Here is a 13,222-nt window from a genome sequence, read left to right on the forward strand (position 1 = left end):
GCGGTGCATTTGAGCGATTTGAACTTGGGCGCGCGCACATTGTTATGCGCGCGCGAAACAGATCGTGCGAAGTTCATTAAAACCTTGCTGGAACAGGCACATACGGCTGATAAATATCGCAAAAGGATGGGTAAGGCACATCCAGAGTTTGGCAATGGCACGTTAAGTGATGCTTGCGGCCGATATGGGCGGTTGCCGATGCCTGATCGCTGTGATCCGCAGTATTTGCGCTGTCTGGGGGATGTGATCAAAGGGATTTTGGACCTGCATAAGGATCAACACCCGTGATGTCAGTGTTCACAGCTTTACACTTGGTTTTTGGGGCAAAAGCGCGGTAGGAGAGATGATGAATTGAAAGGACGCATCATGGCACTCTCTCCCAGCGCTATCGCAAACGTGGATCCTGTTTGGGACCGTATCCGGCTTGAAGCCCGTGATGCTGTGGCGACCGAGCCTTTGATGGGCAGCCTTATTCATGGCGGCATTTTGCAACATAAATGTCTGGACACTGCCATTGCTGCGCGCATTGCGATGAAACTTGCATCGGCAGAGATGTCAGAGCAGATTTTGCGCGAACTGGCGGATGAGTCGATGGCGGCGGACCCCGAGATTATCGCGGCAGCGCGCGCCGATCTGGTGGCAACGCTGGAGCGTGACCCTGCATGTGACCGCCTGTTACAACCTCTGTTATTTTTCAAGGGCTTTCAGGCCGTGCAATCTTACCGCCTCGCGCATTGGCTGTGGCGTGTTGGCCGTAAGGACCTGGCGTATTTTGTGCAGATGCGCGTCAGCGAGGTCTTTGGCGTTGATGTGCATCCTGCGGCGAGGATCGGGCGCGGTATTATGATCGACCACGCGCATTCTATTGTCGTAGGCGAAACGGCAGTGATTGGCGACAATGTATCGATGCTCCATTCTGTGACGCTGGGCGGGACGGGCAAGGATCATCATGATCGTCATCCAAAAATTGGTGACGGTGTTTTGATTGGTGCGGGGGCCAAGGTGCTGGGCAATATCACGATTGGCCATTGCAGCCGGATTGCAGCTGGCTCTGTTGTGTTAGAGGCTGTGCCGCCGATGAAAACGGTAGCAGGTGTGCCTGCGCGGATTGTGGGCGAGGCGGGATGTGCGCATCCGAGCCTGACAATGGATCAGATTTTGCACAAGCACTAAGATATTGATTTTTTAATGAAAAGGGCCGCGCTTAAAGCGCGGCCTTTTTGGTTTTAGCGATGTGGCTTAGGCCAACATTGTCATCGGATTCTCAAGGTTGTCCTTGATTGCGTTGAGCAGGTTTGCCCCCATCGCGCCGTCAATCACACGGTGATCGACCGACAATGTTGTCGACATGATCGTGCCCACTGTCAGCTCGCCATCTGCGCCAACAATCGGCTTTTTCGTGCCTGCACCGACCGCAAGAATGGCAGAATGTGGCGGGTTAATGATCGCGTCAAAGTTGTCGATGCCAAACATGCCAAGGTTGGAAATCGCAAAACTGCCGCCTTGGAATTCATGCGGCGCAAGTTTGCGGTCGCGCGCACGGGTGGCGAGGTCTTTCATCTCGGTCGACAAGGCCGACAGCGATTTCATTTCCGCGTCACGCAGCACAGGCGTGAACAAACCACCCTCGATTGCCACGGCAACCGCCACGTCGGATTTGGTGAATTGCAAGGTGCGATCCCCTGCCCAAACCGCGTTGGCTTCTGGCACTTGCTGCAAGGCTAGCGCGCAGGCTTTGATGATGAAATCGTTGACCGACAGCTTGACGCCACGGCTCTCAAGTTGCTTGTTCAACTGCCCACGGAACGCCATCAGCGCATCAAGGTTGATATCGCGGCGCAGATAGAAGTGCGGCACCGTTTGCTTGGCTTCTGTCAAACGCGCGGCGATCGTTTTGCGCATTCCGTCCAGCTTCACTTCCGTAAACGGACGATCGGCATATGTTTTCAGCACAACTTCCGTCGACGGACCTGCCGCCATAGTTGCACCCGCTGGCACCGCTTTTGCCGCAGCAGGAGCCGCCGCTGCTTTTGGTGCCGCCGTCGCGTTTTCAACATCGGCCTTCACGATACGACCATGCGGGCCAGAGCCCGTAATTGTCGTAAGGTCCAAACCTTTGTCGGCTGCGATGCGGCGCGCAAGGGGTGTCGCAAATAGGCGTGAGCCGTCTTTCTTTGGTGCCGCAGGGGCAGGGGCAGGGGCCGCAGCAGCGGGCGCCGCCTCGGCCTTTGCCTCTGGCGCCGCCGCAGCCGCTGGTGCAGCCGACGTTGACCCAATGTCAGAAGCGCTTTCGCCGTCTTCCAATAACACCGCAATCACAGCGTTGACCTTCACGCCTTCGGTGCCTTCAGCGATCATGATCTTGCCAATCACACCTTCGTCGACGGCTTCGAATTCCATCGTTGCTTTGTCGGTCTCGATTTCGGCGAGGATGTCACCGGAGGACACAGTGTCGCCCTCCTTCACGTGCCATTTCGCCAATGTGCCTTCTTCCATCGTCGGAGAGAGGGCGGGCATCAGAATTTCTATAGGCATGCTCGTATCTCCTTAACGGTAAGTTACTTTTTTGCAGGCTTCGACAACTTCATCAGCGGTCAAAAGCGCGTGCTTTTCAAGATTGGCAGCATAGGGCATCGGCACGTCTTTGCCCGTGCAGGTGATGACGGGCGCATCAAGATAATCAAACGCTTCTTGCATGATCACGCCGCTGATGTAGCCACCAACAGAGCCCTGCGGCCAGCCTTCTTCGACCGTCACGCAGCGGTTGGTTTTGCGCACCGAGGCCAGAATGGTTTCCGTATCCATCGGACGCAAAGACCGCAGGTTGATCACCTCGGCAGAGATACCCTCTTCAGCCAGCTTGTCAGCCGCCGTCAGCGCATATGTCACACCGATACCAAAGGTGACGATTGTGACGTCAGAACCTTCGCGTTCGATCTTGCCTTTGCCAAACGGAATGTTGAAATCTTCCACGTCAGGCACGTCAAACGACTTGCCGTACATAATTTCATTCTCAAGGAAGATGACAGGGTTGTTGTCGCGAATGGCGGTCTTCATCAGACCTTTTGCATCCGAAGCCGAATACGGCATCACAACTTTCAAGCCGGGTATCTGCATGAACCATGCGGCGAAGTCCTGGCTGTGCTGTGCTCCTACGCGGGCGGCAGCACCGTTTGGTCCACGAAACACAATCGGCGCACCCATCTGACCACCAGACATATATAACGTCTTGGCAGCCGAGTTGATGATGTGATCCATCGCTTGCAGCGCAAAGTTGAATGTCATGAATTCAACAATCGGGCGTAGACCCGCCATCGCAGACCCAACCGCAATCCCAGTAAAGCCCAGCTCGGTGATCGGCGTGTCAACAACACGCTTTGAACCAAATTCAGCCAGCATGCCTTGTGTGATTTTATACGCACCTTCATATTCGCCGACTTCTTCGCCCATCAGATAAACCGTGTCGTCGCGACGCATTTCCTCGGACATGCCTTCGCGCAGCGCTTCACGCACTGTCATCTGCTTCATCTTGGTGCCTTCGGCCCAATCGGGGCTTTGGGCAGGAGCTTGGGCAACCGGTGCTGCGGGTTTCGCGGTTGCAGGCACGGTTTCCACAGGGGCGTCAGACGTCTCTGCTTCGTTCTTGCTCGAGACATTGTCTGCCGCAGATGCGTCTTCGCCGTCTTCCAGCAAGATCGCAATCGCGACGTTTACCTTCACGCCTTCGGTGCCTTCTGCAATCAGAATTTTACCGATGACGCCTTCGTCAACTGCTTCGAATTCCATCGTTGCTTTGTCGGTCTCGATCTCTGCCAAGATGTCGCCGCTAGACACGGTATCGCCTTCTTTGACCAACCATTTTGCCAGTGTGCCTTCTTCCATCGTGGGCGAGAGTGCGGGCATTAGAATTTCAATAGCCATGATTTAAGCCTCCGTCTCTGCGTAGATGTCTGTCCAAAGCTCGGCAAGATCCGGCTCTGGGCTGGTTTTCGAGAACTCGGCGGCCTCGTTCACAATCGCTTTGATTTCCTTGTCGATCGCTTTCAGATCGTCCTCGGAGGCATGCTTGCCCGTCAAAAGCATATCGCGGACTTGCTCGATCGGGTCGCGCTCGTCTTTCATCTTTTGCACTTCTTCACGGGTGCGGTATTTCGCAGGGTCCGACATAGAGTGGCCGCGATACCGGTATGTCTTCACTTCCAAAATGTAAGGGCCTTTGCCCGAACGACAGTGACCAACAGCACGTTCACCAGCCGCTTTCACAGCCAGCACGTCCATGCCGTCGACTTCTTCACCCGGAATGCCGTAAGCCGCCCCGCGCTCCCAAAGGGAAGGGGACTTGGTGGAACGCTTAACGCTCATCCCCATCGCATACTGGTTGTTTTCAATGACAAAAACAACGGGCAGGTCCCAAAGTTCGGCCATGTTGTAGGTCTCGTAAACCTGACCTTGGTTCGCTGCGCCGTCACCAAAATAGGCAAATGTGACGCGCTTGTTATCAAGGTATTTGTCTGCAAACGCGAGACCGGCACCAAGTGGCACCTGTGCGGCAACAATGCCATGGCCACCGTAAAAATGCTTCTCTTTCGAGAACATATGCATCGAGCCGCCTTTGCCCTTTGAATAGCCACCTTCGCGGCCTGTCAATTCGGCCATCACGCCCTTGGGGTCCATGCCACAGGCCAGCATATGGCCGTGATCGCGGTAGGATGTGATGCGCTTGTCGCCTTCTTCTGCTGCGGCCTCCAGGCCCACAACAACAGCTTCCTGACCGATATACAGGTGGCAAAAGCCGCCAATCAATCCCATGCCGTATAACTGACCGGCTTTTTCTTCAAAGCGCCTGATCAACAGCATTTCACGGTAATGTCCCATTAGCTCTTCAGCTGAGACGTTCGGCTTGGCATCTGCCTTTTTGGCTGACATGCATTTCCTCCATCGCGAAAGTAAATTTAGTTTAGTATTAAACTACTTCTAACTTATAACGGCGGGAAACGCGAGAGGAAATCCTACGTGTCATCAACAGGCCTGATTTAACGGATGACGATCTCGTCGGCACGAATAAGGCCAAGCACATCGCGGGCTTGCTGGTCGAGAAGGTCGAGATCAAGGTAGGTGTCGGACAAACGGTGCGTCAGATTTTCCATCCGCGCAACCTCCAGTTTTACCTGTGCCAACTCGTCTTCCAGCACGCGTTGCTCTGCCAACACTTCGCTCCGGCGAAATACGCCGTAATCCCCCTGCACAGCGGCAAAGATGAAATAGAACCCCAACATCATGGCGCCCAAGAAGTATAGTAAAGTCCCCATTGCGGGGCGGCTGCGTCGGATCATAATTCTGCCTCACTGTCATCTCTACCGGACAACTGGGCATAGAATCGCATATTTGATTCGCAAAGGGAATCCCCATTGTGAATATTAAGCGGTTTATTGAGCAATTGATGCATCCGTATCGAAGCTGCCAGAGATCGCAGTGCAAGGTTGACCTGCATCACCTGCCCAACCGCGACGCCCCGAGTCCAATACGGGGAAATATCACGCTGATCGAGAAATCGACCATATGGCTTTCGCCAGTAGAGATCTGCGTCATATCATCGGCGGATAAATTCGCTGGCGTGCAATTGACCAGGCACGTCACCGCGATCAAGGAAAACACAAATACTTGCATCGCTCCACCCAAGCTGAATTTAAATTAGCTCAGGTGGAGGTGAAATTTCTGTCCAGCCTAACCTGCGACTGACGAGGCGTAGATTTCATCAATGGTTTTTGAAATTGTCGCGTTGAAATCTGCATCCGACTGCTGCGCGGTCAGACCCTCGGTCAAGGCGCGGCTGAAACTGGCGATGATACCGGAGTTTTTGGCCAAGCGGGCGTTCGCCTCGTCACGCGCATAGCCACCCGACAGAGCGACAACACGCACAACACGCGGATGCGCGACCAGCGGCGTGTAGACATTGGGCTGCTCGGGAAGTGTCAGTTTCAACATGACATGGGTATCACCGGGCAGGGCGTCGAGATGACGCAACACTGCGGCCAGCAACATCTCTTCGGCCTGCGCCTTGTCGGCAATTGTGATCGTCACTTCCGGCTCGATAATCGGGACCAAGCCTGCGGCAATGATTTGCTGTGCCACTTCAAACTGTTGCGCCACAATCGCCTCAATGCCCTTGGCATTCGCTTCTGAAATGACCGAACGCATCTTTGTCCCGAACATGCCGGATTTGACCGCGCGGGCTAAAAGCGTATCCAATCCGTCAATCGGTTTCATCAACTGCACGCCACTGTGCAGGTCCATCAAACCCTTGTCGACTTTCAGAAATGGCACAACGCGGCGTTCTTCCCAGAGGGTCTGTGCCGCAGGTTTGCCACCGATCTGGCGGTCCATCGTCATTTCAAACAAGATTGCGCCGACCACTTTGTCGCCGGTAAAGGCAGGGGCGTTGACGATCCTGCTGCGCATCTGGTGCATCAGCGTAAACATCTCGTCGTCGTTGGCGTATGCATCGCCTTCAATGCCGTAAAGGCTAAGCGCCTTTGGCGTGGACCCTCCCGACTGATCTAGGGCCGCGATAAAGCCTTTGCCGGATTGGATTTGCTCGAACTGCGCTTGATTGACCATGTGATCCGGCTCCTATGACTATAAGTTACCCTGTCATAGGAGCCTGAAATCATTTGCACAATTCTGGTTACGCTACCGTTAGCGCTATCATTCGTTTAATGCGGCGACACCGGGCAAAGTTTTGCCTTCCATCCATTCCAGAAACGCGCCGCCAGCGGTCGAGATATAGCTGAAGTCCGCAGCCACACCCGCTTGGTTCAGCGCCGCAACTGTATCGCCGCCACCTGCCACCGAAATCAGCTTGCGCGCTTTGGTCAGCTTTGCCGCGGCCTGTGCGGCCGCATTTGTCGCCGCATCAAAAGGTGCTATCTCGAATGCCCCCAGCGGGCCGTTCCATACCAGCGTATTGGCTTTGGCCAAAACCTCTTCGATATAGGCCACAGTTGCAGGACCGGCATCCAGAATCATCGCATCAGCAGGGCAGGCGTCAGGTGCGACAGTCTGACTGTCTGCGCCTGCTTTGAACTCACGTGCCACAACGATATCGCGCGGCAAGATGATCTCGCAGCCAGCAGCCTCCGCCTTGGCCAAAATCTCGCGTGCGGTGTCAGCCAGATCGTGCTCGCACAACGACTTGCCAACATTCATACCTTGAGCTGCCAAAAACGTATTCGCCATGCCGCCGCCGATCACCAGATGGTCAACCTTGCTGACCAGATTGCCCAACAACGCAAGCTTGGTAGACACTTTCGCCCCTCCGACCACAGCCACAACAGGGCGCTTGGGCTTGCCCAATGCCGCCTCAAGCGCGCTCAGTTCCTCGGCCATCAACCGTCCCGCACAACAAGGGCGCAGCTTGGCAATCGCCTCGGTGCTGGCATGGGCGCGGTGTGCTGCGGAAAACGCATCATTCACATAGATATCGCACAGCGAGGCCAAGCGTTTGGCAAAGGCCGGATCATTCGCCTCTTCACCCGGATTAAAGCGCAGGTTCTCCAACAGCAAAACCTCTTCGTCTTCCATTTCCTTGACCGCATCACGGTAATCACTATCGGCAAAGGTAACAGGCACACCCAGTTCTTCGGCCACAAACGGCGCCAGATGGATCATCGACAATTCTTCGACAACCTTACCTTCCGGACGGCCAAAATGCGCCATCAAAATCACTTTGCCGCCTGCATCCTGAATGTCATAAACTGTATCTGCAATGCGTGAAATACGGGTCATGTCGGTGACTTCACCATTCTCCATCGGCACATTGATATCTACCCGCACAAGCACGCGTTTGCCGTTCAGGTCCATGTCGTCAAGCGTCTTCCAAGCCATGTTATAGCCTCCGTAGATTGCGATTTCCCCTGTCATTGCGGCAGATATCCCCGCAGGTCAACCGCGAGCCTTGGCAATCGGTGCCTTGCGCCATATGTAGCTGAGCAAAGTTATACCAAAAAGGAGCGACCAATGGCCGATATCAAAGATCCAGAGAACACAATCATCATGACACTGACAGGGGGTGACGTGATCATCCAACTGCTGCCAGATGTGGCACCATTGCACACCGCGCGCATGAAAGAGCTTGCACGCGCAGGCGCTTACGACAACGTGGCCTTCCACCGCGTTATCGACGGTTTTATGGCGCAAACCGGTGACGTTGAACATGCAAACATGGAAAAAGACTACAATCCGGGCCGCGCAGGCACCGGTGGGTCCGATCTGGGCAACGTCAAAGCCGAGTTTTCGAAAATCCCGCACGCACGCGGATCGCTGGGCGCTGCACGCTCTGCAAGCCCCGACTCGGCCAACAGCCAGTTCTTCATCAACTTCAAAGACAACGATTTCCTGAACGGCCAATACACCGTTTACGGCAACGTCATGTCCGGCATGGAACATGTTGACGCCATCGCTAAAGGCGAGCCACCGGTAAACCCTGACCGCATGATTTCGGTGAAAGTTGCCGCAGATGTATAAACTCGCAGCAGTCTTGGCACTTGTGGCTGGTCCTGCTTTTGCGACTGGCTTGGAAATCGACGTCGCAGGCGACGCCAACGGCACGATCAAAATCGATCTGTTCGACGACACAGCCCCGCTGCATGTCGCACAAGTCAAAGCGATCGCAGAAACTGGGGCCTATGACGGGGTGGTCTTCCACCGCGTGATTGAAGGCTTCATGGCGCAAACCGGCGACGTGCAATTCGGCAAAGGCGACGACACATCCCGCGCAGGGTCCGGCAGTTCTGATCTGCCTAACATCAAGGCGGAATTCTCTGATCGTCCGTTCTTGCGCGGCATCGTTGGCATGGCACGTGGCGGCAGCCCCGATTCAGCGAACAGCCAGTTCTTCATCATGTTCGATGAATACCCAAGCTTGGACGGCCAATACACGATCATCGGCGAAGTCACCGAAGGTATTGATATCGTTGACCAAATCAAGCTTGGCACAGGCGGCAACGGCGCCGTCGTCGGCGCACCTGACGTCATGTCTGCCGTGCGCGTCACCGAGTAAAACAAACTGCACCCCCCTCATGTGTTGTGAGGGGGGATGCCATTCTGATTTAGCTTAATTATAGAACTTTAGGTATTACTGCTGGAATAACGTACCAAGGTTTTACCTAGCTGCAGCCCTACCTAAGACGTCTGGACATCGGTGCAGACATTGTGCGTGATTTCGGGCTTTGTTATAGTGTTGTCCTTGTTTAGGTCGGACACGGGCACCAAGCCGTGATTTCTCCGTTCACGCCCGTCAGTTTTTCTGACTTGGTTTTCCATCCTCAAAATACCGAAATTCGGCTACGGTATCCTCGCAGGCGCTGGCTTTATTGCGTTCGATGTTTGCGGCGCCATTTCGCGCTGGTGGCATGAATACTGTTCATTTTGATATCTGGCAGATAGGGTCGGGATGCCGCCTTGACACGGGACAACCGTTCCCACCAGATGCCCCGATGACACCCAAGCAAAACATAGACGCCTTTGGCGCAACGGCCCTCACCAGTTTCGCACTGCTACTGGCCTTCAATCAAGTTGTGATCAAAGTCACCAACGGCGGCATCCAGCCAGTGTTTTTCGCAGGACTTCGCTCGCTTGGAGCGATCTTTTGCATCTACGCATGGATGCGCTGGCGCGGACTACCGTTGCAATTTTCACGCGAAACCATCAAATACGGTATCATCATCGGCGCAGTCTTCGCCTTTGAATTCCTATGCTTATTCATCGCCATCGATCTGACCACCGTTGGCCGCTCTGGCGTCATTTTCTACTCCATGCCGCTATGGCTTGCTCTTATGGCGCATGTGTTTGTCGCGGGCGACCGTATCACCCCACGCAAGGCGGCAGGGCTTGTATTCGCGCTTGGCGGCGTGGCATGGGCGATTTTGGCGGGTGACGACGGCACCGCAAACATCTGGGGTGATCTGGCTGCCCTTGGTGCGGCCATCGGCTGGGCCATCACCGCACTTATGGCCAAAGCTTCACCGCTGCGCAAACTGCGCCCTGAAATGCAATTGCTCTGGCAGGTCGGCATTTCGGCACCTGTCTTGCTGATCTGCGCCCCGTTCTTTGGCGACCTAATCCGCGAGCTCGCACCAATCCACCTCTGGGGTTTGGCATTTCAAATCGTTGTGATGGTCAGCGCGGGCTTTATCTTTTGGCTCTGGCTATTATCGATTTATCCGGCCAGCGGCGTTGCCTCGTTCAGCTTCCTGTCGCCCGTCCTTAGCGTGGGGCTTGGCTGGTTGCTCTTGGGCGAAACTGTTGGCCCAAACCTGCTTGGCGCGCTGGTGCTGGTCGCGATCGGCATAATCTTGATCAACCGGCCCGCTAGGTCCCGCAAAACGTCTGCGTGACCCGCTCTGATTTGGTCGGGGCTTTCGCAAATGGTGCGGTTGCGTCCGAAAGAGGCGCAAAAGGCTGCGTTACCGCCGCCAACAACGCGTGAAACGGCGCAAGATCACCCGCAACGCCAGCTTGAATGACCGCTTCAACTTGGTGGTTGCGAGGAATAATCTTCGGGTTTATCTGTGCCATCTGGTTGGCAAAATCCGCACCACGCCGCTGTCCCCAACGCGCAGCCCACGCCTGAAACGCCCCGCGATCCGCAAATTGATCCTGCGCATCATCGCCCGCCAAATGCGCAAATGCGTTGGTAAAGTCAGCCCCGCCCTGTTGCATCAAAGCAAGCAAATCCGCGATCAACGCGCGATCATCCTCGGTAGGATCCCCAATCCCCAGCTTGGCCCCGAATACCTTAATCCATTCAGCCTCGTAAACCTCGGGAAACCGGTTAATCAGAGCGGTGAACTGCTCAATCGCGGCGTCTTGGTCCGGCATCAACGGGATCAACGCCGTGGCGAATTGTGCAAGGTTCCAAACCGCGATCTGCGGCTGGTTGCGGTACGCATAGCGACCCTGCCGGTCAATCGCGCTAAACACGCTGTCGGCGTGATAATCATCCATAAACGCGCAAGGCCCGTAATCAATCGTCTCACCCGACACCGCCACGTTATCGGTGTTCATCACCCCGTGAACAAAGCCGAGACCCATCCATTTTGCAATCAAAACTGCCTGCTTTTTCATAACACTTTCAAGCAGTTCCGACGGGGTCTTCACGTCACTATAGTGCCGCGCAACAACATGATCATATAGCGCACGCAGCGCCACCAAATCGCCCTTGGCCGCAAATAACTGAAACGTGCCGACACGGATATGGCTTGACGCAACCCGCGTCAAAACTGCGCCCGGAACAGCACCTTCGCGGTAAATATCCTCGCCCGTTGTGACTGCCGCCAAGGCCCGCGTGGTCGGCACACCTAGCGCATGCATTGCCTCGGATACGATATATTCGCGCATCACAGGACCAATGCCCGCGCGCCCATCCCCACGGCGCGAATAGGGGGTCGGCCCCGATCCCTTTAACTGGATGTCGCGGCCCATGACTTCGCCCAGTAACAACGCGCGCCCATCCCCCAATCCGGGGTTCCAGCCGCCAAACTGATGCCCTGCGTAGGCTTGTGCCAACGGCTCAGCACCGGCGGGCACAACATTGCCCGCAAACACCTGCAAAGCGGCATCAGAGACCAGCCACGCAGGGTCCGCACCCAGTTCTGCCCCTAACGAGGTATTGACCGCAATCCACGCAGGTGCAGGCACAGACGCCGCAGACTGACGGGTAAACATATGCGCAGGCAATCTCGCATAGCTGTTATCAAACGCAAATGTCACCGCAACGGGTCCGTCATAATGCGGAGGTTATCTGACTGGCTAAAACCGACCTTGCCACAAAACCGCGCCAGCCGCTCATCGTCGCCAACACGCACTTTCAACGCACGGATATTGACGTCGCCCAGCGATACAGCAACCGCATGTAACACTTCGGTGCCGATGCCGCGTCCGCGCACAGAGGGTCGGATAAACACCTCTTCGACCCATGCAACCATACCGCCCAACCGGACTGACCAACCAAAGGTGATCATCACATAGCCCAGCGGCGCGCGCTGCGGTCCAATCAGCCAAACCGCCCCGAGAGGCGATCCTTCGAGTAGCGGCACCGCAACAGCGGCGCGGTGATCATCGTCATAAGAAAACCCGCGCTCTTCGTGGTAGCGGGTCATCAGAGATAGTAGCGATTTGGCGTCATCAGGACCGCCCAGATTGATTGCAGTGCTCATAGCCGCGCCAACCTTTCTGTGAGTAGGGCAAAGAAGCCGTCGGCATCCAAGTCTGCCATGAACATCGCATTGGGTTTCCGGTCGGTCACACGCCACCAATCCGCGACGGTCATGCCAAGGGTCAATTCCGACGTCGTCTCGATCTCGACGTTGATATGACGGCCCGTGAACAGGTCCGGCGCGATGAGATAGGCAATCACACAAGGGTCATGCAGTGGCGCACCGTCTGATCCGTATTTTTCCTTGTCGAAGCGCTCGAAAAAGTCGGTCCATGCGGCGACCATATCACCAACCTTGGTCCCCATCGCGCGAAATGCATCGACGCGTGGGCGGGTGGTCAGCGCCTTGTGGGTCACATCCAGCGGCATCATGACCAATGGCACACCCGCGTCAAACACGATCTTGGCTGCCTCGGGGTCCACAAAGATGTTGAACTCGGCAGCAGGGGTAATATTGCCGACCTCGAAATAGGCACCACCCATCAGCACAATTTCCTGCACCTTCCCGATAATATCAGGGGCTTTTTCGAAGGCGGCAGCGATGTTGGTCAGGGGGCCTAGCGGGCATAGCGTCACCGTGCCAGCGTCATGGGCGCGCAGGGTTTCGATGATGAAATCAACGCCATGCTGCGGCTGTAAAGGCATGGTCGGCGCGTCCATTTGCGGGCCGTCCAGCCCCGTTTTGCCATGCACATGCTCTGCCGTGACCAGTTTGCGCGCAAGCGGGGCCGCACAACCCGCAAACACCAACGTGTCACGCTTGCCCGCCAGTTCACACACAATGCGCGCGTTCTTTTCGGTCAGGGGCAGCGGCACATTGCCCGCCACCGCTGTCAGGCCCAAAACCTGCACATCCTCGGGCGACGCGAGCGCCAACAAAATAGCCACGGCATCGTCTTGTCCGGGGTCTGTGTCGATGATGATCTTGCGCGGTGCCATAGTTGTTGTCCTTGTTATCAAGTGACCACTTTGGCCGAGTGACAGGGCAGGGGCAAGGGGTAGGCGCGC

At 55.7% G+C, this 13,222-nt stretch carries 14 protein-coding genes; 5 read left to right on the top strand and 9 right to left on the bottom strand.

What is annotated here, in order from left to right:
- The first annotated feature begins 9 nt into the window (after positions 1–9).
- Positions 10–288, top strand: coding sequence for a DUF7742 family protein (locus ACXLHR_RS04260; protein ID WP_458790291.1), 279 nt, complete (start codon positions 10–12; stop codon positions 286–288).
- Between the two features lie 78 nt (positions 289–366).
- Positions 367–1,173 (top strand): serine O-acetyltransferase, encoded by an 807-nt coding sequence (gene cysE / locus ACXLHR_RS04265; protein ID WP_458790292.1) that lies wholly within the window; start codon positions 367–369, stop codon positions 1,171–1,173.
- 66 nt (positions 1,174–1,239) lie between these two features.
- Here cysE and ACXLHR_RS04270 read toward each other — a convergent pair whose 3' ends face one another.
- The 6 genes from ACXLHR_RS04270 to ACXLHR_RS04295 form a co-directional block, all read right to left on the bottom strand.
- On the bottom strand, positions 1,240–2,535 hold the full coding sequence (locus tag ACXLHR_RS04270; RefSeq protein WP_458790293.1) for a pyruvate dehydrogenase complex dihydrolipoamide acetyltransferase: 1,296 nt from the start codon (positions 2,533–2,535) through the stop codon (positions 1,240–1,242).
- Positions 2,536–2,547: 12 nt separating this feature from the next.
- Entirely contained in the window at positions 2,548–3,921 is a 1,374-nt protein-coding gene (locus ACXLHR_RS04275; protein ID WP_458790294.1) for a pyruvate dehydrogenase complex E1 component subunit beta, read from the bottom strand.
- A gap of 3 nt (positions 3,922–3,924) precedes the next feature.
- On the bottom strand, positions 3,925–4,926 hold the full coding sequence (pdhA, locus tag ACXLHR_RS04280) for a pyruvate dehydrogenase (acetyl-transferring) E1 component subunit alpha (RefSeq protein WP_458790295.1): 1,002 nt from the start codon (positions 4,924–4,926) through the stop codon (positions 3,925–3,927).
- Between the two features lie 107 nt (positions 4,927–5,033).
- Entirely contained in the window at positions 5,034–5,333 is a 300-nt protein-coding gene (locus tag ACXLHR_RS04285; protein WP_458790296.1) for an FtsB family cell division protein, read from the bottom strand.
- A 391-nt stretch (positions 5,334–5,724) separates the two neighbouring features.
- Entirely contained in the window at positions 5,725–6,618 is an 894-nt protein-coding gene (locus ACXLHR_RS04290) for a fructose bisphosphate aldolase (RefSeq protein ID WP_458790297.1), read from the bottom strand.
- A gap of 87 nt (positions 6,619–6,705) precedes the next feature.
- Positions 6,706–7,884, bottom strand: a complete 1,179-nt coding sequence (locus ACXLHR_RS04295; protein WP_458790298.1) for a phosphoglycerate kinase — start codon at positions 7,882–7,884, stop codon at positions 6,706–6,708.
- 132 nt (positions 7,885–8,016) lie between these two features.
- Here ACXLHR_RS04295 and ACXLHR_RS04300 point away from each other — a divergent pair, with 132 nt between their 5' ends.
- The 3 genes from ACXLHR_RS04300 to ACXLHR_RS04310 all read left to right on the top strand — a co-directional run bounded on the left by ACXLHR_RS04300 (position 8,017) and on the right by ACXLHR_RS04310 (position 10,394).
- Entirely contained in the window at positions 8,017–8,523 is a 507-nt protein-coding gene (locus ACXLHR_RS04300) for a peptidylprolyl isomerase (protein WP_458790299.1), read from the top strand.
- Positions 8,516–9,058, top strand: coding sequence for a peptidylprolyl isomerase (locus ACXLHR_RS04305; protein ID WP_458790300.1), 543 nt, complete (start codon positions 8,516–8,518; stop codon positions 9,056–9,058). The genes ACXLHR_RS04300 and ACXLHR_RS04305 overlap by 8 nt, the downstream gene beginning before the upstream one ends.
- A 436-nt stretch (positions 9,059–9,494) precedes the next feature.
- Positions 9,495–10,394, top strand: a complete 900-nt coding sequence (locus ACXLHR_RS04310; RefSeq protein ID WP_458792468.1) for a DMT family transporter — start codon at positions 9,495–9,497, stop codon at positions 10,392–10,394.
- On the opposite strand, the gene ACXLHR_RS04315 is transcribed toward ACXLHR_RS04310, so the two are convergent.
- From ACXLHR_RS04315 to ACXLHR_RS04325, 3 genes are read right to left on the bottom strand one after another with little or no spacing between them, the layout of a single operon-like run.
- Positions 10,369–11,769 carry a protein adenylyltransferase SelO gene (locus ACXLHR_RS04315; protein ID WP_458790301.1) on the bottom strand — a complete coding sequence of 467 codons (1,401 nt, stop codon included), beginning with the start codon at positions 11,767–11,769 and terminating at the stop codon, positions 10,369–10,371. The two genes, ACXLHR_RS04310 and ACXLHR_RS04315, sit on opposite strands and share 26 nt — an antisense overlap.
- Positions 11,766–12,215, bottom strand: a complete 450-nt coding sequence (locus ACXLHR_RS04320) for a GNAT family N-acetyltransferase (RefSeq protein ID WP_458790302.1) — start codon at positions 12,213–12,215, stop codon at positions 11,766–11,768. The genes ACXLHR_RS04315 and ACXLHR_RS04320 overlap by 4 nt, the downstream gene beginning before the upstream one ends.
- Entirely contained in the window at positions 12,212–13,153 is a 942-nt protein-coding gene (locus tag ACXLHR_RS04325) for a nucleoside hydrolase (protein ID WP_458790303.1), read from the bottom strand. The genes ACXLHR_RS04320 and ACXLHR_RS04325 overlap by 4 nt, the downstream gene beginning before the upstream one ends.
- Between the last annotated feature and the right edge of the window lie 69 nt (positions 13,154–13,222).

Source organism: Yoonia sp. MH D7, from assembly GCF_054439475.1.